General features: G+C 41.5%; 26 protein-coding genes. 9 read left to right on the top strand and 17 right to left on the bottom strand.

Annotated features, from left to right (window positions below; translation table 11 throughout):
* From PWQ49_RS06900 to PWQ49_RS06910, 3 genes are all read right to left on the bottom strand, one after another.
* On the bottom strand, positions 1 to 2,153 hold a 2,153-nt coding region (locus PWQ49_RS06900), incomplete at its 3' end, for an HAD-IC family P-type ATPase (protein WP_300609309.1).
* A 251-nt stretch (positions 2,154 to 2,404) separates the two neighbouring features.
* Positions 2,405 to 3,568, bottom strand: a complete 1,164-nt coding sequence (locus tag PWQ49_RS06905; protein ID WP_300609311.1) for a cation:proton antiporter — start codon at positions 3,566 to 3,568, stop codon at positions 2,405 to 2,407.
* A gap of 396 nt (positions 3,569 to 3,964) precedes the next feature.
* Entirely contained in the window at positions 3,965 to 6,409 is a 2,445-nt protein-coding gene (locus PWQ49_RS06910) for a plasma-membrane proton-efflux P-type ATPase (protein ID WP_300609425.1), read from the bottom strand.
* Positions 6,410 to 6,828: 419 nt separating this feature from the next.
* Here PWQ49_RS06910 and PWQ49_RS06915 point away from each other — a divergent pair, with 419 nt between their 5' ends.
* Positions 6,829 to 7,236: a PaaI family thioesterase gene (locus PWQ49_RS06915; protein WP_300609313.1), complete on the top strand. Its 408-nt coding sequence runs from the start codon at positions 6,829 to 6,831 to the stop codon at positions 7,234 to 7,236.
* 5 nt (positions 7,237 to 7,241) lie between these two features.
* Here the strand turns inward: PWQ49_RS06915 and PWQ49_RS06920 are convergent, their stop codons facing one another.
* Positions 7,242 to 7,880, bottom strand: coding sequence for an HAD family phosphatase (locus PWQ49_RS06920; protein ID WP_300609315.1), 639 nt, complete (start codon positions 7,878 to 7,880; stop codon positions 7,242 to 7,244).
* 323 nt (positions 7,881 to 8,203) lie between these two features.
* Between PWQ49_RS06920 and gpmI the strand changes: the two genes are divergently transcribed.
* Positions 8,204 to 9,763, top strand: a complete 1,560-nt coding sequence (gene gpmI, locus PWQ49_RS06925; RefSeq protein ID WP_300609317.1) for a 2,3-bisphosphoglycerate-independent phosphoglycerate mutase — start codon at positions 8,204 to 8,206, stop codon at positions 9,761 to 9,763.
* On the opposite strand, the gene fen is transcribed toward gpmI, so the two are convergent.
* From fen to PWQ49_RS06940, 3 genes are all read right to left on the bottom strand, one after another.
* On the bottom strand, positions 9,760 to 10,779 hold the full coding sequence (gene fen / locus PWQ49_RS06930; protein WP_300609319.1) for a flap endonuclease-1: 1,020 nt from the start codon (positions 10,777 to 10,779) through the stop codon (positions 9,760 to 9,762). The two genes, gpmI and fen, sit on opposite strands and share 4 nt — an antisense overlap.
* A gap of 18 nt (positions 10,780 to 10,797) precedes the next feature.
* Entirely contained in the window at positions 10,798 to 11,115 is a 318-nt protein-coding gene (locus tag PWQ49_RS06935; RefSeq protein ID WP_300609321.1) for a hypothetical protein, read from the bottom strand.
* A 123-nt stretch (positions 11,116 to 11,238) separates the two neighbouring features.
* Positions 11,239 to 11,565: a hypothetical protein gene (locus tag PWQ49_RS06940; protein WP_363321835.1), complete on the bottom strand. Its 327-nt coding sequence runs from the start codon at positions 11,563 to 11,565 to the stop codon at positions 11,239 to 11,241.
* A gap of 132 nt (positions 11,566 to 11,697) precedes the next feature.
* Here PWQ49_RS06940 and PWQ49_RS06945 point away from each other — a divergent pair, with 132 nt between their 5' ends.
* A complete protein-coding gene (locus PWQ49_RS06945) occupies positions 11,698 to 12,597 on the top strand; it encodes a presenilin family intramembrane aspartyl protease PSH (protein ID WP_363321836.1) in 900 nt (299 codons plus the stop codon).
* Between the two features lie 25 nt (positions 12,598 to 12,622).
* On the opposite strand, the gene PWQ49_RS06950 is transcribed toward PWQ49_RS06945, so the two are convergent.
* The 10 genes from PWQ49_RS06950 to PWQ49_RS06995 all read right to left on the bottom strand — a co-directional run bounded on the left by PWQ49_RS06950 (position 12,623) and on the right by PWQ49_RS06995 (position 21,883).
* Positions 12,623 to 13,078, bottom strand: a complete 456-nt coding sequence (locus PWQ49_RS06950; protein WP_300609323.1) for a carboxymuconolactone decarboxylase family protein — start codon at positions 13,076 to 13,078, stop codon at positions 12,623 to 12,625.
* 26 nt (positions 13,079 to 13,104) lie between these two features.
* Positions 13,105 to 14,040 (bottom strand): methanogenesis marker 7 protein, encoded by a 936-nt coding sequence (locus tag PWQ49_RS06955; protein WP_300609325.1) that lies wholly within the window; start codon positions 14,038 to 14,040, stop codon positions 13,105 to 13,107.
* Positions 14,041 to 14,045: 5 nt separating this feature from the next.
* Positions 14,046 to 14,633 carry a methanogenesis marker 17 protein gene (locus PWQ49_RS06960; RefSeq protein WP_300609327.1) on the bottom strand — a complete coding sequence of 196 codons (588 nt, stop codon included), beginning with the start codon at positions 14,631 to 14,633 and terminating at the stop codon, positions 14,046 to 14,048.
* 6 nt (positions 14,634 to 14,639) lie between these two features.
* Positions 14,640 to 15,878: a methanogenesis marker 15 protein gene (locus tag PWQ49_RS06965; protein ID WP_300609329.1), complete on the bottom strand. Its 1,239-nt coding sequence runs from the start codon at positions 15,876 to 15,878 to the stop codon at positions 14,640 to 14,642.
* Positions 15,875 to 16,330: a methanogenesis marker 5 protein gene (locus tag PWQ49_RS06970; RefSeq protein WP_300609331.1), complete on the bottom strand. Its 456-nt coding sequence runs from the start codon at positions 16,328 to 16,330 to the stop codon at positions 15,875 to 15,877. The genes PWQ49_RS06965 and PWQ49_RS06970 overlap by 4 nt, the downstream gene beginning before the upstream one ends.
* 9 nt (positions 16,331 to 16,339) lie before the next feature.
* Positions 16,340 to 16,777, bottom strand: a complete 438-nt coding sequence (locus PWQ49_RS06975) for a methanogenesis marker 6 protein (RefSeq protein WP_300609333.1) — start codon at positions 16,775 to 16,777, stop codon at positions 16,340 to 16,342.
* Entirely contained in the window at positions 16,777 to 18,312 is a 1,536-nt protein-coding gene (locus tag PWQ49_RS06980; protein ID WP_300609431.1) for a methanogenesis marker 3 protein, read from the bottom strand. Before PWQ49_RS06980 ends, PWQ49_RS06975 begins: the two co-directional genes overlap by 1 nt.
* Before the next feature lie 56 nt (positions 18,313 to 18,368).
* Entirely contained in the window at positions 18,369 to 19,982 is a 1,614-nt protein-coding gene (gene atwA / locus PWQ49_RS06985) for a methyl coenzyme M reductase system, component A2 (RefSeq protein WP_300609335.1), read from the bottom strand.
* Between the two features lie 203 nt (positions 19,983 to 20,185).
* Entirely contained in the window at positions 20,186 to 20,977 is a 792-nt protein-coding gene (locus PWQ49_RS06990) for an HAD family hydrolase (RefSeq protein WP_300609337.1), read from the bottom strand.
* Positions 20,978 to 21,112: 135 nt separating this feature from the next.
* A complete protein-coding gene (locus PWQ49_RS06995) occupies positions 21,113 to 21,883 on the bottom strand; it encodes a thermonuclease family protein (RefSeq protein ID WP_300609339.1) in 771 nt (256 codons plus the stop codon).
* Positions 21,884 to 21,962: 79 nt separating this feature from the next.
* Here PWQ49_RS06995 and PWQ49_RS07000 point away from each other — a divergent pair, with 79 nt between their 5' ends.
* The 6 genes from PWQ49_RS07000 to PWQ49_RS07025 all read left to right on the top strand — a co-directional run bounded on the left by PWQ49_RS07000 (position 21,963) and on the right by PWQ49_RS07025 (position 25,721).
* Positions 21,963 to 22,670 carry a matrixin family metalloprotease gene (locus PWQ49_RS07000; RefSeq protein ID WP_300609341.1) on the top strand — a complete coding sequence of 236 codons (708 nt, stop codon included), beginning with the start codon at positions 21,963 to 21,965 and terminating at the stop codon, positions 22,668 to 22,670.
* Between the two features lie 71 nt (positions 22,671 to 22,741).
* A complete protein-coding gene (locus PWQ49_RS07005; RefSeq protein WP_300609433.1) occupies positions 22,742 to 23,020 on the top strand; it encodes an MGMT family protein in 279 nt (92 codons plus the stop codon).
* A 139-nt stretch (positions 23,021 to 23,159) separates the two neighbouring features.
* Positions 23,160 to 23,543 carry a translation initiation factor IF-5A gene (locus PWQ49_RS07010; RefSeq protein ID WP_300609343.1) on the top strand — a complete coding sequence of 128 codons (384 nt, stop codon included), beginning with the start codon at positions 23,160 to 23,162 and terminating at the stop codon, positions 23,541 to 23,543.
* A gap of 3 nt (positions 23,544 to 23,546) precedes the next feature.
* The gene (gene speB, locus PWQ49_RS07015; RefSeq protein WP_300609345.1) at positions 23,547 to 24,422 is read left to right on the top strand and encodes an agmatinase; all 876 of its coding nucleotides are present in this window, start codon (positions 23,547 to 23,549) and stop codon (positions 24,420 to 24,422) included.
* Positions 24,423 to 24,453: 31 nt separating this feature from the next.
* On the top strand, positions 24,454 to 25,101 hold the full coding sequence (locus tag PWQ49_RS07020) for an HVO_0476 family zinc finger protein (RefSeq protein WP_300609347.1): 648 nt from the start codon (positions 24,454 to 24,456) through the stop codon (positions 25,099 to 25,101).
* A complete protein-coding gene (locus PWQ49_RS07025) occupies positions 25,071 to 25,721 on the top strand; it encodes a protein-L-isoaspartate O-methyltransferase (RefSeq protein ID WP_300609349.1) in 651 nt (216 codons plus the stop codon). The genes PWQ49_RS07020 and PWQ49_RS07025 overlap by 31 nt, the downstream gene beginning before the upstream one ends.
* The last annotated feature ends 161 nt before the right edge of the window (positions 25,722 to 25,882 follow it).

The following is a 25,882-nucleotide window of genomic DNA, read 5'->3' on the forward strand; positions in this document are numbered from 1 at the left end:
ACGGGTAGAAGTATCAACGGCATGTTCAGGAGTATGGCACCAGCTATTGCAATTATCTCCCCAAAATTGGATGAAAGGAGATATCGCGTAAACTTTAAGGTATTGTCATATTCTCGCCGCCCTTCCTCAACACCCGAAACCAGACTTGCAAAGTTGTCATCGACTAGTACCATGTCGCTGGCTTCCTTTGCAACATCAGTACCCTTGATTCCCATTGCTATACCAATACTTGCACTTTTTAAAGCCGGCGCATCGTTCACACCATCACCTGTCATCGCAATGGTATGTTCCCCTTTTCTCAGGATATCGATTACACGAAGTTTATGCGCAGGTGATACCCTCGCAAGGATTTTTGTTTCAACCAATGCATCTTTCAATTCGAGGTCAGACGCATTATCAACATCTTTTCCCTGCAGCGTACCATGGCTTTTCAGACCAATTTCCTCTGCAACAGCCTGTGCAGTGAGAGGTGAGTCACCTGTCATCATTATGACATCGATCCCGGCACTGCGGCAGAATTCCATCGCCTCTTTCACTTCCGGTCGTGCTGGATCTAGGATGCCGGCAAATCCAAGGAATATCAACTCCCTCTCCACCGAATCTGCGCTCATCTCAATATCCGGCGGCAGATCCCGATACGCTACAGCAAGTACCCGCAGTCCCCTTCCTGCAAGATCTTCGTATGCCTTGCGAAAATCTTCTTTCTTTGATTGAGTCAGGTCAGTTATACTTTCGTCAACCAGATACTTCGTTGACAGCTCAAGTATTATTTCCGGTGCGCCCTTGACATATGCGGTATTTATCTTCTCATTGTGATATATCACCGTCATTCTTTTGCGCACCGAGTTGAAGGAAAACTCTGTAACAACGGGAGATTGAGGAGAAGTTATATCCGTTTTAAATCTTTTTGCCTTGTGGGCGGCCACAACCAGTGCACCCTCAGTAGGCATACCGATTATGGTCCATTTATTTCCGGTATGTGACAGGGCCGTATGGTTACACAAAAGTCCGGCATCCAGGAACCTGATAAGATCTGGATGTTCATCCGGCTCTATAATTTCTTCCCCTATCTTAAACTCACCTTTTGGTTCATATCCGATACCTGTGACCTCATATGTGCCTCCGGGAAGGTATATCGTTTTGACAGTCATTTCGTCTTTGGTGAGTGTACCTGTCTTGTCAGTACAGATAACAGATGTTGAACCAAGCGTTTCGGATGCAGGAAGCTTTCGTATCAGACAGTTGCGATTAGCCATGTTCTTTATGCCAAGTGCGAGTGTCAATGTGACCACTGCCGGAAGGCCTTCAGGTATGACTGCAACGGCAAGGGCCACACCTATAAAGAACATCTCGATGAGATCCCGCTGTTGCAGGATTCCCATCAGTGTAATAAGGACTGCAACAACAAGGGAGATCTCACCAATATGCCTCCCGAGTACATCTAGCCTCTTTGCAAGCGGTGTTTCTTCCTCTTCCACCTCCTGTGCAAGCTCAGCAATTTTTCCGAATTCGGTGTTCATGCCGGTTTCAACAACCACGCCTTTGCCCCAGCCATTCGTAATTGTCGTACCCATATACCCCATGTTGCTGCGCTCTACCAGAATTGCTTCTTCCGGCACAACTCCGACGTTCTTTTCAACCGGTGTGGATTCACCGGTCAGCGGGGCCTCATCCATTGACAGACTGTTGGACTCAAAAATATACACATCCGCAGGCAGATTCTCACCGATTTCAAGTACTACGACATCACCCGGAACAATAAGTGTCGCATCGATCTCAGCTATCTCACCTGCGCGAATGACCTTTGATCTCTGCCCCAGCATGTGCTTTAGAGCTTCAATTGCTTTTTCTGCTTTCCATTCCTGGGTAAATCCCAACACCGCATTCAGCAATACGATCAGCATGATTGTGCCGGAATCAACAACCTCACCTATTGCAAAAGAGATAAATGATGCTACCAAAAGTATGATTATGAGGACATTTGCAAACTGCCTGAGAAAAACCTTCAGTTTTGTTTCTTCTCTCTTGCTTATGATTTCATTTCTGCCGTATTTCTCAAGCCTTTTCTGCGCCTCTACGGTACTTAAACCATCAACTGATGTGTCGAGTTTATCAAATACCTCATCAGCTGTGAATGAATGCCATTTAGCCAAGTTTGATGCCCCATGCACTCCTGTATTTGTAAATATTAAGTTGTGGGATATTTAATATTTAGGATATAACCATGCTAAACTTGCAATGCCAATAAATCTTAATTTTCGACATTCTTCCTGATCACAAACCTCAACACTGATGAAACAAGCACCCAAATATGCCAATCGCCTCCAGCACCCTGAAATCATCTGAGAGCTAAAAGCAAAGGAGACCCGCACAAATATTCATATAGGCTACTGGAGCCTAAATTTTATCCTAATTTAGCTATCTTCCACCTATCAATCAGATTGGAGAATAAAACTGGAACAATAAATTTAAAAGCTATGCTTGAGGCTATGATAACAGAATATAAATCACTGCCAATTAATCCATTCTCAAATAGAATTTTTATGATGATAATACTGGTACTGAATCTCACCGAAAGACCAATTCCCAATAAAATGGATTTTTTTATTCCCAGCTCGTCTCTTGCAACAATGTAACTACCCAGAAGTTTTGATCCATTGGATACTGCAACAACTAAAAGGACAAGTAAGGGATAACTGACAAGATAATCCATATCCAATGTAGCCCCTACCCACAAGAAAAATATTGGCGCAAAAAAACCATAACACATTGTTTTTACTTCACTATCTATTAATTTCAACCTCTTTTCTGGAAGAAAGTTTCCAATTCCGATTCCCGCAAGCAATGCAGCGAGAGGTGCTGCCTCAGCATATTCTCCTATTCCTAAAAACAAAAACACTACAAAAATTGTAAAAAGAAATGTAATTTCAACGTTTAAAAAGTCAAATTTGTTGCCTTGTTGTTTAAGCTTGGTAAATCCTATTGTAAGTATAAAGAGAATAAATAATGAAATTATAATCAGACTGATATCAAAATGGACCTGTACACTGGAACCAACTAAAAAAGTGACCAAAATTAAGGCTAATATTTCGATAGTGTCATCTAAAGTTCCTATTCCAATTATTGCCTGTCCTAAATCAGTATTTATTAATTTAAATTCGTCTAAGATGGGAATTAAAATAGCCTCTCCAACAGTTGCAAAGGACATGGCTACAAGAAAAGATATAAACCAGTTATTTCCAAAAATAAAATGAACAAGCAAACTTCCAGAAATAGCTTCCAAAAAAATAATGAAGAATGTAGCTTTAATAATAAATCTGCCTTTCTTTTTCATTTCCTTCAAATCAATTTCAAGTCCTATCATAAAAAGCAGAAAATACATCCCAAGTTTTGCAAAGAAAATAAAGATTTCCGAAGAAGTAATAGAAGTAACCGGGTTATATATAGCGAGCAATACACCCAAAAGTAAGGCAGCAAAAATCCAAGGCACTTTTATTTTTTCTATTTGCCTTCCGATTACAAAAGTGAGTAAAAATGCAATGCTTAGAAACAAGAATATGTTTATCATGATTGTATAGTATTTATTTTGGTGTTGTTTGGTTGCTATAATAGGCCACGGAAATCTCATTAAACTATAACTGAAATGAACATTTAGCACAAAATTTTTACCTGCCGGACCTCAGAACTCCACTATTTGAGCCATTTAGTTCCCACAAAATTGATTCATTTTGTCTGTTTTAGCTCGATATGGTTCACATCTCACATAATCCTTATGTCTTGGATTTTATTGCGCAGATTCACTTTCCTCCTCAATTCAAGGATGATTATTTATTGTGATGGCTCTTCTATCTTATTGCAGATTTTTGTTTCTGCATTTGAATGATAATCATATCTGATTCGATATTGGGCGAGATTATCCAAGTCTTGAATATAAGATCTAAGACAAATATTTCTACAGAATGGGTTATCTGTTTATCCCTGTATGATCAAGCAATTTGTAGAAAGGAAGTTTAATAAGATCTGTTATAAGAAAGGACGTCAATGAATAACCCCATACAAAAAGTGCTAACCCCCAACCCATTGCAGGAAGTAGGATCCCATAAACCGTGATTAATGTAGCAATAAGTTGCGTGACTATCACTGCTATTAATAGGGGCTTTGCTGGTTTCACTGACCAAAAGGGACCTTTTGTTCTTGCTACAAACAGTGCAAAATGACCAGCCACAGAAAGTTTTAGATATATAAATGACTGGAGAACTTCGTGGGTTAAATGAAAAATATGCAAGCCTATGTAAAGAATTCCAAATGAGCTGGCAACCCCGATAACTCCAAGAAAAGTAGCTATACTTAACAACGTCCTCATATCCCATTTTTCCGGCATATCAGAGTATTTGACATTGTCGTAAGCAATGGTCATGATTGGTATGTCATTCAGAATTGCTAACAAAACGATCATTAATGCAGTAACTGGATAGAATTGAAATAACATTACGGAAAGGGTTATGAAAAGCATCACGCGGATTGTTTCATTAATCCTGTAGATGGAATAATTGTTCATGCGCTGGAATATTTTACGGCTTTCCTTGATTGCATCGACAATGACGGAAAGTCCCTGGCTTGTTAGCACGATGTCAGCAGCTGATTTGGCTGCGTCCGTAGCACCGGCAACAGCAATGCCTGCATCGGCTTTTTTCAGAGCTGGTGCATCATTGACCCCGTCTCCAGTCATACCTACAATGTGTCCACTACGCTGTAATATATTAACAATATGATACTTATGCTCAGGGAAAACCTGGGCAAAACCACTTGCGTTTTCAACAATATCCTCTGCTTTTCTGTCGGGAATATCCAGAAAGGAAGCTACTGGCATGATCCTACTTGAGTTTAGGTTCACCTGCCTTGCGATTTCCCTGGCAATAGCTAGATGATCTCCGGTAACCATTTTAACATCCACACCCATGGATTGTGCGCTTTTGATGGTTTCTGCTGAATCTTCCCGGGGTGGGTCGTAAAGGGCAATAAGACCGGTAAAATGCCATACTCCATAAGCATCTGTTCTGGCAACACCTAATGCTCGATATCCTCTGGCAGCAAACTTGTCAACATATTCATCAATTGGCACGTCAGATACGTCTTTCCTGTCCACAAGTGACAGAATTACGTGAGGCGCACCCTTGGTTACCCTGAACTTATTACCACTGGAATCCTCTACTGTGGCTTCTGTCCTTTTTGAAACCGGGTCAAATGGTTTGAATGCAATTACCCTATACTTATCAGTTATGCTGGCAAAGTCCTGCATGTCACTGGTTTTTGTAATAATGGCATTGTCAATCGGATCCTTATCTTCTTCTCTTGATGCAAGTTTGGCAAACAGGAGCACATCTTTTTCGGAAAAATCACCAAAGGCTTCTATTCCGGAAAGAGTAAGTTCATTTTTAGTAATAGTGCCCGTCTTATCCGAACACAAAACATCCATGCCGGCTATTTCCTCAATGGAAGCAAGTTTACTGACAATAGCTCCTTTTTTAGCCAATGACATTGCGCCAGCTGCCATTGTGACTGTAAGTACTGCAGGCAGAGCTGCCGGTATCGCTGCCACAATCAGTACCAGTGCAAATTGTAAAAATTCCAGCATACTTTCATGTCGGAAAAGTGCTACAAGAAATATAAGAACTGAAAGTGCAAGGGCAAACACGATCAGATAATCGCCAATCTTGATTATAGCCTTCTGAAAATGACTTTGTTTTTCGGCCTTTTCCACTAACTTGGCCGTCTTGCCGAAATACGTGCTCATCCCGGTAGCAACTACCATTGCGTCCATTTCACCCTGACGTATAATGGATCCGGAATATGCAACATCAAGAACATGCTTATCTACAGGGAGGGATTCTCCGGTTAATGTAGATTCATCTACCAGCAGAAAATCTCCCTCAATTAGTTTGACATCCGCTGGAACAATGTCCCCTAAGCGTAGCCGCACAATATCACCAGGAACAAGTTCACGAGCAGGCAGCCAAATCCATTTGTCGTCACGAAGTGCTCGCGCTTTCAGAGCAAGTTTCTGTTTCAATAATTCAATAGCATTATCTGCTTTGTGTTCCTCTCTAAATCCGACTAGGGCATTTATGATCAGTAGCGAAGTGATGATCCAGAAGTCGGCCCAGCGATGAAGAACTGCTGACAAGACTGCGGCAATCTCGATCATCCAGGAAATCGGGCCCCAAAAATAAGATAAGAATTTTATAAATGGATGAGATTTCTTTTCAGTGATCTCGTTTGGCCCATAGTGCAGGAGTCGTTCTCTTGCTTCCGAAGTAGAAAGACCCTTTTCACTCGATGACAAAATTTCAAATAGTTCACTTGGAGGCAAATTTTTTGCCTCATCTGTGCCTATTACCGGCAAACCCATAAAAGAGAGATTTACGTCATTCAATAAGTTTGTTATGCCTACCATTTTCGGGAACTACATTCCGATCAAAGGGACTATGGCTCAAAGTACAATCGATCTGAGACGGAAAAGTTGTATATACTGTGTAATCTGACGTATGTCAAAAACGCGACAGAGTTTTTAAAGCAAGTTTTACTTCTGAAATAAACTACCATCACGATACCTATATACGCATCGCAGACAGGGAAGAAGAATACATGTTGTGGAAAAAAGTCCAGAAAAACGGTTATGTCTGGAAGCTCTAAAACAACATTTGATGTGAAATATCTGCCGATAAGGAATATAAAATATAGGAAAGAACTCTTAAAGGTAAAATTCCTAATATATATGATTTATTTTTGCAGAATTGATATTGGAGATTAATTATAACGGCGAGATCAATGGATAACCTTAAAAAATTCTTCAAACTTGATAAATTCGCAGAATTTAGTGGAATTGAATTGCTGGAAGTATCAGAAGGATATGCAAAGGCAAGCATGGAGATCACAGAAAAACACTTCAATGGAATCGGAACCGTCCATGGAGGAGCAATTTTTACACTTGCGGATTTCGCATTTGCAGCCGCTTCAAATTCCCATGGAACTGTCGCTGTCGCTATCAATGCAAATATATCATTTACAAAAGCAGGAATTGCGGGAACACTGTATGCCGAAGCAAAGGAAACAACGCGAACCCCTAAAATTGCCACATACACAATTACTGTAACCGATGATTCTGGTGATATTGTATCTATTTTTGACGGGATGGCGTACCGCAAAAGGCAAAAACTTGAAGATTTTGCTGATTGATTCAATCAGAGGGATTTCAGATACTCAACCAATTCATCATGGTCCTCAAATATAATATCCGCATCTGAGAGCAAGAAAGGTTCTATGTAAGTGGGGACTGCAACACAATACATCCCAGCTTGCTTTGCCGCTTCCACGCCCAATATTGCATTTTCAATGACAATACACTCTTTTTTATCTACACCTAGCATCTCCGCAGCTTTGAGGAAAGGATCAGGGTTTGGCTTTGCAAAATCCACATCGTCGCCTGTTATAACTATGTCGAAAACAGAAGGATATATGGAATTTATGATGGAATGTACAATGCTTCTGTCCGCACCGGAAACTACTGCAAGAAGAAACTTTTCTTTTAGAGACGGGAGAATTAACCTGAGGTTTTCAAATGGAGTAAAAGATGCTCGCTTTTCAAACTCTCTCCGGTATTTTGCCAGAATCCCATCAAGGTCAAGGGAAGATGGATCAATACCCGCCTTCTCAAGAAGCTTATAAACGATATCTATGGTCTTTGCTCCTTCCATCTCGTAAATAATTTCCGGATCTATTGACACGCCTACTTCAGCAAATACTTCTGAGAGAATTGACACATGTGAAGGCATGGAATCAATAAGAATTCCATCCATATCAAAAATTAGTGCTTTGTACATAGAAAATCACGATTTAATCATTTATCCATCAAATGTTTGTGCCAAAGGATTCCTTTTTTTGGACAAGTACTATTCTGGCACTTTTCATTGTTGCAACCTATTCTGGAGTTTTTATTTAAGCATAAAAATCTGAAAAATAACTGCTCACAAATTATGTGTCTGTTTTGTCCTAATAATTATGTCATCATACGTAAATTTATTGTGTTTATTCCGACCTGACAAACTCTCCTTTTTGAGCAACATTGAAAACAAAAATGCAACACACTATATATGATCTGAATGATACATAAAGGAGATTAATACTATCAGGACACCGTTAATATATGATCAATGCAATGTGTCCCATTATGGGAACTATCGGGAAACCCCTGTTGTTAATAATACTCGACGGATGGGGATATTCACCTGAAAAGGAAGGAAATGCTATAGCCTTTGCAAATACACCTAATCTTGATAGGCTGATAAAAGAATACCCGAATTCACTTCTTGATGCGGCAGGAGAGGCAGTTGGATTACCGGAAGGTCAGATGGGAAATTCGGAAGTTGGACACCTAAATATTGGCGCCGGCCGAATCGTGTATCAGGACCTTACCCGCATAAACCTTGCCATCCGTAACGGTGATTTTTTCAATAACAAAGAGTTTCTCAGGGCAATCCGGAATGTAAAAGAGAACAATTCCAGTATTCACCTGATGGGACTATTTTCCTATGGTGGCGTTCACAGCCACATGAACCATATGCGAGCACTTGTTGAACTGGCAACTCGACAGGGACTAAAGGAAGTCTTCATCCATGCATTCCTAGACGGTAGGGATGTTCCCCCCAGAACTGCCCTTGGAGATATGAAAAAACATGAGGATTTCTATGCTAATGGAATCGCCAGAATTGCCTCAGTTGCAGGAAGATATTATGCAATGGACAGGGACAAACGCTGGGACAGAACAAAACTTGCATACGATGCCTTAACAAAAGGAAAAGGGATTAAAGCAAATAGCAGCGTGGAAGCCGTGCAGAATGCCTATGACAGAGGAGAGAACGATGAGTTTGTCAAACCCACCGTTATAGTTGATGAAAACGGTGAACCTATTGCCACCATCAAAGACAATGATTCAGTAATCTTTTTCAACTTTCGCCCTGATCGAGCTCGCCAGCTAACCTATGCTTTTGTAAAGGATGATTTTGAAGGATTTGAAAGAGATGTAAGACCCCATGTTTACTATGTGTGTATGACCCAATATGATGAAAATCTGGATGTGCCAATTGCCTTTCCGCCGGAAGAAATCCGGAATACACTTGGAGAAGTATTGAGCAGGGAAGGAAAGAAACAGTTACGTATTGCTGAAACCGAAAAATATGCACATGTTACATTTTTTTTCAATGGTGGTGTGGAACACAAATTCGAAGGGGAAGATAGATGCCTTATACCATCACCAAAAGTTGCCACCTATGATTTAAAACCGGAAATGAGTGCTTATGAAGTAACTGAAGAACTTGTCCGGCACATCCAATCAGGGAAATATGATGTAATTGTCCTCAACTACGCAAATATGGACATGGTCGGCCATACCGGATTTTTCGATGCTGCCGTGAAAGCGGTTGAAGCTGTAGACGACTGTGTCGGCAGGGCCATAAGGGTACTACAATTAGAAGGTGGAGAGGCATTAATAATTGCAGACCATGGAAATGCGGAGAAAATGATAGATCTGGACAGCAAACAACCGCATACAGCCCACACAAGCAATCCTGTAAGATGTCTCTGTATTTCTAAAAGAGTCAGTAAAATTCGAGACGGAATTCTTGCAGATGTCGCACCTACGATTCTTGAAATGCTTGGATTGAAAAAGCCACCCGAGATGACCGGCAATTCTCTCATTGAGATTTAGAACCACTGATCAAGGGTTTTCTGACCACTTTTTTTAGAAGCAGTCTCCAACCTATCAATTGCTTTGAGGACACGTTCTTCAGAAAAATCGTGTTCACCACACAGAAAGGAAACAATCTTATCCCTATCGGGGAGTTTCCAGATCAGCTGGTAATCATCGATTACAGGAGGAGACATGAAAAATGCTTTTATCTCATCAAGACCTTCAATATATTGGCCTTTTGATTCCAGTATATTCTCAATGGTTCCGTATTTATGTACCAGTTTAAGTGCAGTTTTCGGACCCACATTTTCAAGACCTGAATTGAAATCCGTTCCAACACACATTGCAAGAGCAATCAGTTGTTCACGATCAATTTTAAGTTTCTTTAAGGACTTATCCAGATCGATAATCTCAGGTTTAACTTCGACATAAATGTTTTTACGTGGGATTTTCCGTTTTCCTGTAATTGTCAGATTGCGTACGACCCGCGGAGCGCCAAACAAAAGCGAATCATAATCCTGTGATGCACTAAAATCGGCATCTCCCTTAATTACCATATACGCTGCCTGGGCTTCACCTTCAGACGGCGCATTGACAATCGGAATACCCATATATTCCAGCAAACGTCTGGAATCATCCACCATTCCGGGTTCAAGTGATGAAGATGCCTGTGCATACTTATAGGCTTCTTCCATGAGTCCTGCAGCTTTCGCTTTATCTCGCTTAATTGCTGCTTCCTCACGTATTTTCCTCCTACATTCCAGTGTCTCTGATTTGAATGAAGGTGGTTTTCCATCAAAAACCATAATTGGACGAATACCTTCTTCAAGAAGGTTTGTAAATCGATAGAGAATACCGGAAAGATGGGATGTAACCCTTCCTTTTGAATCCTTTAAGGGAGTACCATCTCGCTGACGTATGATACTTAAAAACTGGTAAAGCGTGTTGTAGGCATCAATTGCAACTGTTTTGTTTGAAAGATCTGACAATTCCACCGGGGTTTTTTCCAGCAATTCCCCGATATCAGTACCCATAAGAAAAACCTGCAAAAATTATTCGTTTGAAAAAGCAATTGGTTCTGAAACATCTGGACGGATATCTATGACAGAATCATCGTTGGCATTAATTTTGCATATTTTTAGAATATTACCAACCCTATCGATCACTTTTGCTCTTGAGACCTCCACCTGATGAACATCATCATTATTTCTACTTTTATGAACAACAAGAACTTCCTTGCCTTTAAGCGATGTTTTTCCTAACTTGGAAACAAGACTTTTGACAATCTCTTCAAATTCTGAATAAATCAGAATTTCCGAATTCTTTCCTGATTTTTTAATAATACCTATAGGTTCAAGATCAATGCGCATAATACGCAACCTCAAAAGATGAACAGTTAGTATTAAACATCCATACGTGAGAACCTATTAATATCCCTTTCGGCATATGTCGATAATTGTTGTGATTAATAGTTACTAATTCGACAAAAAAGATCAGCGGTAATTGCGCCTGTTAAATGCTTCGAGGGCATCTTCAACAACAGCCGTGACCTCGTTCATTCTGTGATCAATGTTTTCCTCAACGCTCTGCAGGCTTATACGCATGGAACGGTCTCTTGAATCAATGCTCTCTTCGAGACGGCGAAGTCTCATATCTACAGACAGGATCATGGCTGCCAGCGCACCTACCATGACGATGGCAGAAAGAACTATAAGAGAGTTTGCAGGGCTATACTTGAATCGTCCAAGCCATTCATAGGTGAGTACAAAAGCCGAAAACACCATAACAACAGAAAATACTATATCCCTCATCTCCATCATAGGACCTCATCTGCTTGCAATAACTCCAATGTAAGTGATGTTACTATTTAAGACTTACATAATGTTAAATAGTGTACTGACAATGTGGTTTGCAAATATTTATACAAACTCCTAAAAAAAAGAGATGGTTAATTGGCTGAAAATAACCGGGATACAACTGCCTACATACCTATAATAGCAATGGGAATACTAATCCTCATCGTACAGGTTATGGCACTTATTCTTGCAAATCCGATGGACAAACTGGGAATGCAGGCAGTGGAAGACCCACAATCCACTGCCAATTCCATTTATTATATCGCTATAATTCTCTTATTCACACTTTTCATTCTGATAGCAATCAAGAAAAACATAATGTGGATAATCCAGCTTGTAATTCTGGCTGCAGTGGCATCCACACTTTATTACGGATTTTATCCATTACTCTATCTATTGGGAATAGGTGAAATTATCGCAATGATCCCTTCAGTTTTCCTTGCTTTAGGGCTTACTGTCTTACTTTACAAATATCCCGAATGGTATGTAATCGACATCATAGGAGTAGTTATAGGAGCAGCAGCCAGCTCTATTTTTGGGATCTCGTTTGGAATAATACCAGCCATCGTCCTGCTTGGACTGTTGGCAATATACGATGCTATTTCAGTTTACAAGACAAAACATATGATAGACCTTGCAGAAGGCATCATGGATCTGAAACTTCCAATCCTGTTCGTAATCCCTAAAAAGAAAGATTATTCATTTATTGAGGACAAAACCACAGAAGAAGGGGAACACAAAGCATATTTTATGGGATTGGGAGATGCAATTATGCCTACGGTACTTGTAGTTTCCGCAAATATATTCACTGAATACAACGGAATCATTTCACCTGCTGCTGCAGGAGCAATGTTTGGAACCCTTACAGGATACATTGCATTAATGGTTCTCGTAATGAGAGGAAAACCACAGGCAGGATTGCCGTTTCTGAATACCGGAGCAATTGCAGGATACTTCATAGGTGCCCTGATTGCAGGAATGCCTCTTTTAGGCTAAAATAAAGACAAAATACCGGGACATCTCAAACAGTTTCTTTTCTGTTATTGAGATTACATACATCACACTCTTCAGTAGAATCAGAATTGCCATTTATTTCAGAATCAAGAGCACGTGTCCCTACGGACAGAACCGAAGCGTTTGAAAGTGCACCACCAATCAAAATAGCATCAAATATCTGCTCCTTGCTCAACCCAAGCCTACGGGCCACACGGATATGCATTTTCAGGCAGTGATCGCACCTCAGGGCAGAAGCAACACCAATGCATATTAATTCTATTGTTTCCGGTTCAAGCCGTTCAAACTCCCGCATGATGGAATTATCATACATTACCTTTGGAATCAGGAGTTCTGGCATGTCTTTCATGAAATCAAGGATGTAGGGTACCTCACCGTAACGATTTTTCACCGTAGAAAGTATTTCAGAAACTGCTGTCTCTTCGTCCTTTTCAAGTATTTTTTTTATATCATCGAGATCCATATCCCAAATCCACCTTAAAATGCCGATTATATGACAAAACCAGTATCTGATTTACGCTTTATTTTTACAAGGATATAGTCTTTCATTTTGGATGGTGTGATGTTAGCTACATCCGAAAGCACGGTAGATTCATCCAGCTCTATATTTTCAACTGCTTCATGATACTTGTCAAAAGGAAGCTTAACTCTAATTCCATCAAGCTGCAAAGTCAACGGAGCCGGAGTTAATACATAATTGATATCCGGAATTTGCTCCTGTATTTCCTTCATAACCCTTGCCGGAAGCACTGACACAGGATCTCTGGAGAGGTTTTCCCTCATCTGATCCACGATTTCCCCAACAATCCGGTTCATGTTTTCAAGACTCTCAATTTCTTGACCCTTCCTCATGCGATGAGAAATCCTGCCAATATTACCTACATAAGCATCCGCGCCGGGAACGTCCTCAGTATTAAGATCTGGGCCACCTGTCACAATTATAGGGATGCGGACTCCTTCAAAGAGTTTGGTTTTCTTATTGATAATGCAATCGCTGAAAGTTCCGAAAGTGAAAACAGCTACATCATGTTCATTGATGAGCTTACGCTCATAATCAGATGAAAGCGCAACTCTTCGACCCATTCCTCGAGCCAGGCCGATCATATTAGTATTAGCTCCATCCCGACGGAAGTGTTCGGCAACATCGCATGCTGAATGTGGTAAATGGTGATAAGCAAGAGTGGGAGTTACTACTGCAATTTCTACTCCTGTAAGGGGAGCTTTTGTCAACTTGCCAAGAAGCTTTTTTGCAAGCTCTTCCACAAGATGAACATCTCTTTTTGGGATCAGCATGTTGAGAGTTACTTCAGTTGCAGCAGGAGTCTTCTGTACAATATATCCACCAAGATCCTCCAGAAGTTCAACAAGCAGACTGTGCTTGTGAATACCGCCCTCATAAATGTAAGGTTCGAGAACTGCTGCCATTCAAATCAATCTCCTTTTAGTTTTTCAAGAAGCATGTTAGCTTCCTCCACCCACTCCGGCTTCATCTGGTCTTCTGTAGCAACAAAAATAAAATCTGAACCTGTCAGGGAATGATATCTGACCCTAAACCCTTCTGGTGAAGCACGTATTGCCATATCCGCCAAGGTGGCTTTGAGCGATTTATGAGGATCATCCACAACTATATTTTTGACATTATTCACCTCATCCGAATCTCCGGTAGTTACTATGAGAGTGCGCCTTTCAGGCTGATCAACACTATTCCTACCATATTTGTCCCACAACAATTCAAGAAGTACAGGCAAAGGTTTCTCTTCAGTAAGTTCTATTAAAACAGTACCTTCTACTTTTCCCGTGGAAACTTCGGCAATATCAGAAACTTTGATGAGTGGTAAAACTCTCCTGAGTGTAGCCACCATAAGGAAAAGGGATTCTTCCGGCCTTACAACTACATGAATTCTGGATATTTTTCCTGCCATTGCAAGATCGGTGAGAACATCCTCCACTATCTTACGATAAGGCTTGATTTCGGATTCAAGGGTTGTTTCAACCACAAACTTCTCGATTGTTGCCACAGGAAATCACTCCTGATCTATGTAACCGGATACCAGAAGAGCGGCACCCACTGCTCCAATCAATTGAGAATGAGGAGGTACCAGCACTTTTACTTTCAAGAGAGATTCAAGCGCCTTTGGAACACCTGCAATCAGAGATGAACCTCCCACAAGGATAAGTGGTTCCTTTACTTCAATTTCCTGCAACTGTTGTTCAAATATTTGCTCAACAACACTATGACAAGCTGCAGCTGCCACGTCCTCAGGAGCCGCACCTTTTGCAAGAGAGTTTACAAGAGACTGGATACCAAATACAATACAGTAGCTGTTCATCTCCACATTTTTGTCGATTCCCTTAACTGCCAGATCACCAAGTTCTGTTATATCCACACCTAATCTTTTTGCAGTCATCTCAAGGAAACGACCTGATGCTCCTGCACAAATTCCACCCATGGTAAACATTCCGGGAATTCCGTCCTGTACGGAGATAGCTTTGTTATCCATTCCACCTATATCAATTACCGTTGCGCTTCCCTTTTGTTTACCTGCAAGGTAAACAGCCCCTTTCGAATTAACAGTGATTTCTTCCTGTGCAAGCTGTGCATTAAAATGATCACCAATGAGGAAACGACCATAACCTGTAGTCCCTATAGCCTGGATATCTTCCCTTTTAAGACCCGCCTGATCAAGAGCCTGCTGAAGTGCCTTCTCCGCACTTTCAATGACCTTTATTGTGGGAACCCAGCCTTCGCCGATAATTTCATTGTCACGCATAATGACAGCCTTGGTGGTGGTTGAACCCGAATCCAGCCCAGCTGTCAGACCTGTCTGCTTTTCACGGGCAAGCAAGTGTTTGCGGCGTGCAATTGTTGTTAGGGCTTCCATCCTTGTCAGGAGGGTTGCTGCAGCAGTGCGTTCAGTAAATGAATAGCTGATGACAGGAAGACCCGAATTCTCGAAAATATACCTGCGAACTTCATTACGTACAATCGCAGCTTCAGCGCACCTGAAACAGGTTGCAACAAACACACCATCCACATTGGCGATACCTTCAACAACAGCTTTTGCCCTTGCCATCATGAGCTTCAGATCAGGACTTGCAACTTCAAGTCCGAATTCCTTATCAATGTTATCGAGGGCCGAGATATCCATTTCAGGATAAACAAGTTTTGCATTAAGTGATTCTGCTGCAGATTCCAGTTCTTTCTGTACACCTGCAAATTCTGAGCCGCAGGAGACCAAAGCAATTTTTACTTTATCCTTCATGCTTCAACCTCCCCTTCTGGAAGAGATTTCAGGAATTCAGCTATTCTGTAGACAAAATCATGCCCTTCTTCTTCGGTCCTCGGATAAATTAACTCAAGAATCGGTATATCACGCTGTCTTATGAGGAATTTTGTCAGTTCATTGGTCCGGGCACATCCCATACAACCAAATGCTGCAATACTTTCCAGTACGATAATTGCTGCTTCTGCATTCTCAATCATCGGACCTATAAGAGACATCCTGCCCCTTACACCTGCCGGAACTTCGACTGCTGCATATTTAAGACCGCGCTTGGGGTCTTCGGGGGTAATGTTCATTGGCGGAGAATCAACGCCAACCGTAGAGATTTTTTCATGTATTTTCTCCATCATTGCCAATGGAGTATGTCCAAACCTTTCTACAAGATCAGAAAGGATTAGACTGTTTGTGGGATAAATGAAAACTTTTGCCAAAACTACACCTCATAATTCAGATTCGATAATCTCTTTCAAATTTGAAACCGGAAGTTTTCCGGAAACTTTCGGCTTTTCTATTACATTCCCCCTCTCATAGTCATCAAGTGCATGCCCTATAATGGGAAGCATCTGTACTTCCTCTCGCAAATAATGGAAACCTGGCCTCGGACCTCCACCCCTGCTTGCGCGACATCTTCGTTCGTCTCCCGGCGCGAAGCCTCTTTCTTTTACGAATATATGATTGCGATCAAGAGAACGCACTTCCTCAACCACTCTCTCCACAGCTTCCCGGGGACCTGTAACCATCGTACCAAAGCAGGTTTCTTTAATGGTAATATCAGTTTCAGACGCATATATTTGCATTGCAGCATCAGAAGGAAGTACACTATCAGAATCAATAACAACTATCTTAGTCACATTAACCTCATCATTTTCCGTCACCATCACTTCCTCCGTTCCATAATGTACATGGTATCCCCTTCTTCTAAATTTTCAAGCTTTTCAGGTTCGAGAACTTTTCCTATTATATTAGTACTGGAAAATTTTTCCCCCGTGGAACCAAAAAGATTATCATCAACTGTTTTAACACCAATTACACCTGCTCTTTTAGCTGCCTGGTTTGTCACACCAATTTCCATGGCATTAGCCTTGTTCTTAGAAGTGTTTTCCGGGAGTATTTCCTTGTATTTCTCAGCCTCCTTATCGGCCTTAAACAGGAATGTGTTGCCGTATTTCATGATTAAATTTAGCGAGCCGACCGGCTTGAAATTCATTGAAGTCGCATGCCTGAAGAAATCAAGTGTTTTTGGAGCAAGATTGTCATACAATTCCACTTCCACAACAGCATCTTTTGGAACACCTGTTGCTTTTACAGAACCATTTGCAAGTATCTCAATTGTTGTTTGCGGCTCAATTGAAACGATTATTGCATCATCTCCCTGGTATCCATCAGGAATCAGTTCAATACCTCTGGATTCAAGTATCTGTTTTGCTTTTTCAAAACCAATACCCAACAATTTTAGTGGTTCCGGAGATGTCCTCACAAAAAGATTATGGCCTTTCTGTGCCATATTCACAAGTTCAATTCCATCTGTCACATGACCTATAACCGAATGCATAATGCTGGCAGTTCGATCATCTCGCGATATGAAAAACTTGCCCGTACCATAACCCACAGTCCTTACCCAAACGCTACCTGTCTTCCTTGCCTCAAAGTTTTCATATGCACAGGCTTCACCAAGCAAACGGCTGTCTGCAATAAATGAACTTGATGCATAATCAATATTGAAAGTCCCATCTTCTTCAATCAATGAAAAAAAATGATCTACGCCTTCAGGTGCTTCTGCATCCATTTCCACGTGAATGTACGTGTATAACTGATCACCATCTTCAAGCTTGACACTTACATCATTAGTCAGGAGATGATCGCCTTCTTTCTCCCATTCAATAACAGGCTCGATGGAAACAATACTATCACCTTCAGATAAACCGGAAAGGACCTGCTTCCCCGCTACAACCCTTGCGAATGCACCGCCTTCCGGAGTCCCGTAAGTTGCAGTATGAGGAGTTAAAGAAAAAATTAAATGGTAATTGGAAGGATCAAATCCTCCTGCACCAAAAAAAACCTCGTCACGATTAGCATGGATTTCTTTCCTTGTGGGCACTAGATCTTCACTAAAAGGGCCAAAAGCCAGAGCACTCTTAGTACCCCATCTAAATGATATGCCTTCGTAATTCCTGTAATTAGTATGCCATTGTTTTGCCAAAGGAGACTTAGGGTCAATTAGTTCTATCCGAATGTCACCTTTTGTGGTAGTAAGAAGGTATTCCTTAACTTCTGAAGCCTTTACATTTTCCGTGTGTTTAACAATTCCCACGGAAGATCCTGGGGAATACGGAGCATTCGATGACTCGATGGCATCCAACACTGTAGATCCTGCCCGAATTATGCAGTTCTCGCTGTTAACCGTGATGTGGATTTCATCGCTCGTATAAACTCCTCCAAAGAAATATAAAGGATAACTGGCTGATAAAGTTACTCCCTTGCAGCCTCTCTAAGCTCTTCTTCGCTCAACTGAGAAAGAACAGTCTCCGGTTCGCCAATATCCACTATTTTTGATTCTCTCATTAATGCAACCCTATCACATATATCTTTGAGGAAATCCATGTCATGTGATACAATAACAAAAGTATCCCCCATTTCATCCCGCGCTTTCAGAATAGATTTTGCAACTTCAACACGAGTAATTGGATCCATTGTACCTGTAGGCTCGTCCATAATAATAATGTTCGGCTCTTTCATCAAGATCTGGGCAAGAGCCACCCTGTGGCGTTCACCTTCGCTGATCTCATCTGGCATTTTTGGTAAAATCGAACGTGCTTTGTTTTCTGTGAAACCTGTTGTAACAAGAGTCTGGATTGCTTTGTGTACCGCAAGTTCATAGGGCAAATCAATTCCAATGGACTCCGTAAGGTTATCAATAATAGTGCGATGAGTGTAAAGTCCATATTCCTGATGCAGGATGCCCATATATTTGACTGCACGACCCCTGTTCTCAGGACCAGGAACCGTCATATCCACCCATTCATCACCGACTCTCACACAGACGGTACCGCTTGTAGGTTGTATATTGCCCATCAGGATTTCGGAAGTTGTGGTTTTACCGGCGCCACTTGTACCTGCAAGACCAAATATTTCCCCTTCTCTAACATCGAAACTTATACCATTAACTGCATAGACAACGCCCCTTGACACAGATATATATTTCTTAACAAGATCCCGTACTTTTATAATCGGTTCGCCAAGAACAGCATCTCCGTTCGCTTCAAGAGAAGAAATATCTTTCATGAACTCCCCTGCAACCTCACAGGAATCGCCTTCACAAATAATTTCCCCGTCTTCAAGGATGATTGCCTTGTCAGCCAGATCTTTAATTACCTCGGACCAGTGAGAGGTTATAACCATGGTCATATTGTAGGTTCTGACTGCATTTTCAATCACATCATGCACGACTTTCGCAGTGCGTGGATCAAGTGTTCCTGTAGGTTCATCCGCCAAAAGCAGCATAGGGTTTCTGACAAGCTGACGAGCCAATACAACCCTCTGCTTTTCACCTCCGCTCAAATCACGTGCCACATGCATCATACGGTGACTAAGGCGCACTTCTTCCAGCAATTCAACCGCCTTTTCCATTGCATCCGGACCACTGTAACCAATTTCCGTGAGGGAATTCATAACATTGGTAATTACCCTGTCATCACCGTAGAGAGCAAATGTACGCTGAAGCATGATAGCTATTCTTTTCGTAATGGATCTCCGTTCGTGATCATGCAGGGGAAGTTTTACAAAATCAGCTTCAAATGGCTGTAGCGTGCCTTTGCCGCAGGAGGAGCATTCTTTGCCAACCATGCTTGGAGGCTCCATATAGCCACATTTTTCACAGCGTGCAAGGTGATACAGAATAGAGCCTGAAATATCATCATATTCTTCACTACCCCTTAGAGCATGCATCAGTACAGTTTTCCCTGAACCGCTTCTTCCCAGTATACCTACAATCTCGCCTTCATTTATGTTGAGATTAATATTCTTTAGGACTTTTACTCCTTCATAGGATATTGTAAGATCTTTGATCTCAATGAACAGTGGCATCAAAGTTTCCTCCAGCACGGAATGTAAAACGCACCCTTTTTTATACAATATATAATTTGCTTGACAGTATCAATTGCCTACACAAGATTTTGCAGTTGAAAGGCACATCTGCATTAAATGAAGCCATACATAAACATAACGCATCAAAGCATCACTGTTAACATTTGAAAGTTGGCCATTGATAACGATTATGCTATAAGAGGCTAAACTATGTCAATGACCTCTGCAATATCATCTATTACCCTGTCAGCTACATTAAATAAAACATCTGGTCTATTATCCCCCTGCTGCCTCGTGACGACCGCAACATCTGCCGCACGCAAAGCAAGGAGATCATTCAAACCATCTCCAACCATAACAACGCTTGAATATTGCTTCTGGAGTTCCTTGACTATATTTTTCTTGTCTTCAGGAGTTGCTATGTCATAAACCCCTTCAAGAGGGATTTCAAGATGTTTTGCAAGCCTTTTGAGATTCCACATACTGTCCCCGGAAGCAATATACGCGTCGACACCGTGTTCCTTGAGCCATGAAAGAACCTTACGGCTGCAGGGAAAAAGACGTCCTCCGGTACTCAATACATAACTAATATCCTCCAGATCCTTATCGACAATCAAACCTGCTTCAACATAAAAGATATTAGGACATCGTTTTCGAACCCTGCAAATAACTTCTTTGAGATCACTAATAGGGACATTGCTACTTTTTATTATGGCTCGTGTTTGCTCAATGGAAAAATCACCATTGCTACACACTATGTCAATTTCAATATTATTTCGGATGATGAAATCAGCTATTGTAATATCCTCTGACTTATTAAAAATCTCCTCACAATTCATATGCATCACAATAAGGGCACGACCGGGATACTCTGCAACCAGCATAGTGGTTTCGATATCCTCGAGTATTTTTCCGTCAGCCGTTGACTTGGCAACCCTATACATATGAAGCAAGGTTCCGGCACTGTCAAACACAACAGCCACTTTCTTACCCATGCCAAATAATCAGAGGAGGGGGATTAATAGTTTGTGTCTGGTGATATAAAGATTTTACATTCACAGAGTGTTTAAGTCATTGATTAATAGTTCTGAAAATAATGTTAACCACCTTATGCATGATTGAAACACCTTTTATTCCACTATTTCAATCTGCGAAGGCTCGTTTACAATAATCTCGGGACTCCCTGAATACTCCTGTATAAGCCCTGTTACCCGAACTTTCTTTCCATAATACATGGAATCAGGAGAATCCGGGAACTTATCCCAGTCATCCGACCAGATAACCACCGAAAAATACCCTTCATACGGGTCATGGAAATTGAGGAAGATAATTCCTTTGTCCTCAACCTTTGAAGTGCTTACCACAAATCCTTCGACGATTTTTGTTTCCCCCACATAGCGGCCTGCATCCAGATAATCAACAACCTCACCGATCAGGTTTGTTTTAATTCCCCATATTCCCAGCCTGTTTTGCTTTGCATACTCTTCCGCATTCTCAAACCGATGCTGGTATTTAACATCCGGTTCATAGGCCTTTGCTTCCGCAAATCCATCCCGGACAAGCTGTTCATTTACAAGAACTCCATCGACCCAGACATATCGCAAGAGTCTTCCATACTTGTCCCGGTTGCTTGTATCGCCTTCAAGCAGGACTTGCTTTCCCATTACAAGTTCTGAAAGAGCGTATGTTGCTTCACTATAATAAGGTTCATCGACCTCAGGAGTATCAATTCCTATGAGACGGACTTTCTCACCTGAAGAGATCACAAAAGTATCACCATCCACCACCCTAACAACAGTATCGGTACTGTTTGGGATTCCTGAATCAAAAGGACTGATACAGCCGGAAAAAGCGATCCCCAGCAGCAGGAAAAAATACAGCAAAAACCTTACGCAAACCATTCAATTATAAAAAATTGTCTACTTATATAAAACTGTTTTGAATCCATGCCCGTTAACATTTTACTAAAAGAACAGATATATGCAGAGCAGATACAAAATGCACATTTCAAAAACTGTGATCCTTATAGCAATCCTGATAGTATTTCTGCAACCTGCTGCAGCACAGGACATAGAGTACCTTTCAAAGCAGCCTTGGGATCATAACCCAATCACCGTGTTCATAGACGAGGCAAATGTTCCAGAACATTACAGCCCGACATACCGAGAGCAAGTAGAGATTGCTCTTGAATACTGGGAACAGGGCGGAAATGGAAAACTGTTCTACACACCTGTTTTTCAGATAGTGGATGACCGAAATGCAGACATTTACATCCGCTGGATAGAAAACCTCGAGGGAATGGAAGGAGCGTCTGAAGGTGTTGCAGGATATGCAGCCCCGACATTTGCAGGAGACAGATTCCTTCATGTGGATATCGTGCTTGAAGTCGGAAATTATCAGGGCTATTCGTGGGTCCAGTATGGTGATGCAAACATGCAGGAGCTGGCCAAACATGAACTGGGTCATGCACTTGGCCTTGGGCACAGCTCTAATAAGCGAGATATAATGTATCCCACTTATGAGCAGAGGGATAACCTCAATCCCATACTTCTCAACAGAACATGGCCGTATATTGCAGCAATCAGTATTGTGATTCTGGCTATAATTGTATACCATGCAGCAGGCTGGGCACTCATGAAAAGACGAAGGAAAGAAATTGAAGAGGAGGTCTTCAAACGAAATCCTTGAACATTTCTGAAATCTGCAAGGACATACTGCGTTATTTTGCAGGCGAATAGGTTGATTTTTCAGGATATGAACTGGATCTCTCAGAACTTTCTGATTTTGAAAGACGTGTTCTGCAATTCACACGCCTGATCCCCTATGGTAAAACCCTTACATATTCCGAACTTGCAGAAGCAATTGGAAACCATGGGGCTGCAAGGGCAGTGGGAACAGCACTAAGAAAAAATCCATATCCTCTGCTGATACCCTGCCACAGGGTTGTGAGAAAAGATGGCATCGGGAACTATGCCTTTGGGGGTACGGATCTTAAAAGAAAGCTGATTGAAATGGAAAAAGATGGCTGTAGATCGTGAAAAAGCTCAGGACTTTGAAATCCGCAATTCATAAACTACATATAATATAGATTCCGTTATTTCGTTAACTTGATATAGGGACAACTGTTATTCCCAACAATTAATTAACCGATTATTATTCCCAAAAGGAGTATGTTACATGAAACAGCAGGTTGAAGTGAAAGAACTCAAGGAAGGCAAATACGTAATTATCGATGACGAACCCTGTGTAATCAAGAGCATTTCAAAATCCAAACCCGGAAAGCATGGTTCTGCAAAAGCACGTATTGATGCAATTGGACTCTTTGACAATCAGAAGCGCTCCATTGTCAGTTCCGTATCTTCCAAAATCTATGTACCAATAGTCGAGAGAAAAACTGCACAGGTACTTTCTATCTCAGGAGATGTTGCTCAGTTAATGGACATGGGTGACTATTCCACATTTGAATTGAAAATTCCTGATGAATACAAGGACAGGGTCAAGGAAGGAGAGGATATTAGCTACATTACTTCCCTTGGCAAGATGAGAATTGATCTTAGATAACATATGTTTTACCAGCCTTTAATGATGGATGCTCTGGCGGACTACAGGGATGCCCAATATGTGATATTTGGTGTTCCCTTTGACCGCACTTCATCCTACAGGGCCGGAAGCAGGCATGCGCCCGATGCCATGAGAAAAGCATCGGAAAACTTTGAAAGCTATAACCACTTTTTTGGAATTGATCTGGCAGAACTTCCCATCCACGACGCCGGGAATCTTGAAATTTATGCAAACGTAGAAGATACTCTGCGCGATCTCTATTATGATGTGCGGGAAATTGTAAAGGATGAGAAGATCCCAATAATGATGGGTGGTGAGCACTCATTATCCCTTTCCTGCATAAAGGCATGTGCAAAGGATACAGAAGATATTGGAGTTGTGGTTCTTGATGCGCATCTTGATTTCCGAGATGAGTTTGAAGGTGAAAAATACAGCCATGCATGTGTTTCAAGGCATATCATTGAAGAAGTTACGGATAATTATGTGAGCATCGGCGTTCGCAGCGGACCACTGGAAGAATGGAAATTAGCTAAAGAAAAAGGTATCAGATATTATACCCCTGAAGATGTTTTAGAAACCGGTCCTGAAGATATTGTCAGGGAAACAATGGAATATATGGACACCGAAAAAATCTACCTTTCCATAGATATGGATGCACTTGATCCCGCATACGCGCCGGGGCTTGGAACACCGGAACCATTTGGCTTACAATCCATGCAGGTAAGAGATCTGATACGGGGTTTTGCCCCTTATGCAATTGGTTTTGATGTAGTGGAAATATCACCTCTTTTCGATAATGGACAGACTGCAATCCTCGGGGCAAAGCTATTGAGGGAATTCATCGCAGCACATGCATACAACAACAGAGGCAGCAAGTAAATATATGCCTTATAACCTATTTTTGATCATAATGAGTCAGGAAATTGAAGTTAAGTGCCCGGCATGCTCTCCGAATGAGCCGACATGGCACAAAATAATTAAGCAAGGACAGAATCCACTGGCAAAATGCAGCAATTGTGGTGATATTCATCCTTTTGAAGAGAAAAAACCAAAGATGAAATTGCTGCGTGCAATAATCAGCCGTGAAGATGAATCATTCACATTCCACGTTCCTTTTGAAGAAGATGACATGAGGTTTGTGGGCGAGGAAATAATGCTCGAGGATGAAAAAAGCGGTGAAGTATGCCCTGCTATCATAACATCCATCGAGGCTATGGGAAAGAGGGTTGAAGAAGCGATGGTATCTTCTATAGACACCTTGTGGGCAAGGGCTATAGATCAGGTAATAGTCAAAGTTGCAATACAGCGCGGGGGTCGTACTGTATCCCAGACACTAAGTGTTCCGGGAGATCAGGAATTTGAAATTGGACTTGACGTCAGGGTCGGCGGTGAAAACTTCCGGATAACGCACATAAAGATCCGAGATGGGCAGTTTCTGTATAGTAGGGGAAAAAAGGTTGAAGCAAAATATATCAAGAGAATTTTTGCAAGACCTGCCAACAAGAAATGGGGAGATGGAAGAACTGCATGGAGTATGAAGAGGAGCGCCAGAGACTGATTGATTCACTTCGCGAACAGGGTATTGGGGAAAAAGTACTTGAGGCAATGAACAGAGTACCAAGAGATCTCTTTATACCCAAAAAGCTCCAGAGTGCTGCTTATTGCGATTCGCCACTGCCGATTGGAAACAAGCAAACAATATCTGCACCTCATATGGTTGCTATCATGTGCGATCTTCTTGAAATCAAAAAGGGAGACATTATTCTTGAAATCGGCGCAGGTTCTGGATATAACGCTGCCGTCATGGCAGAATTGACTGGACCGGAAGGAAAAATATACTCAATCGAAAGAATTCCAGCATTGGGAAAATTTGCAAAGGAAAACCTTCTGAAAGCGGGATACGATAACGTTACGGTAATTGTTGCAGACGGAACTATGGGATATAAAGAACATGCACCATACGATCGTATTTGTGTAACATCTGCGGCACCATCTATTCCAGAACCCCTTGTTGAACAACTCCGGGAAGGCGGTATTATGGTGATACCTGTGGGGAAATATATGCAGCGTCTGTTGCTAATCAGAAAGCAACTCGATGGTTCCATCGAAGAAAGGGACTGTGGAGGAGTTATTTTTGTACCGCTTGTAGGAAAATATGGATTCCATATCCACGAATGATAAGTCGTTCTTTTCGATGAACATATATATCATTGCACATTCTATATATCGATATATAGAATAATTGGATGAGGGATATACATCGAAACAAGAAAGGTTCAGCAAACAGGCGGTTCCACGTACATAATTTCCCTGCCCAAACAATGGGCTGTTAATGCCGG

The organism is Methanohalophilus sp., from assembly GCF_030156785.1.
GTDB lineage: Archaea > Halobacteriota > Methanosarcinia > Methanosarcinales > Methanosarcinaceae > Methanohalophilus.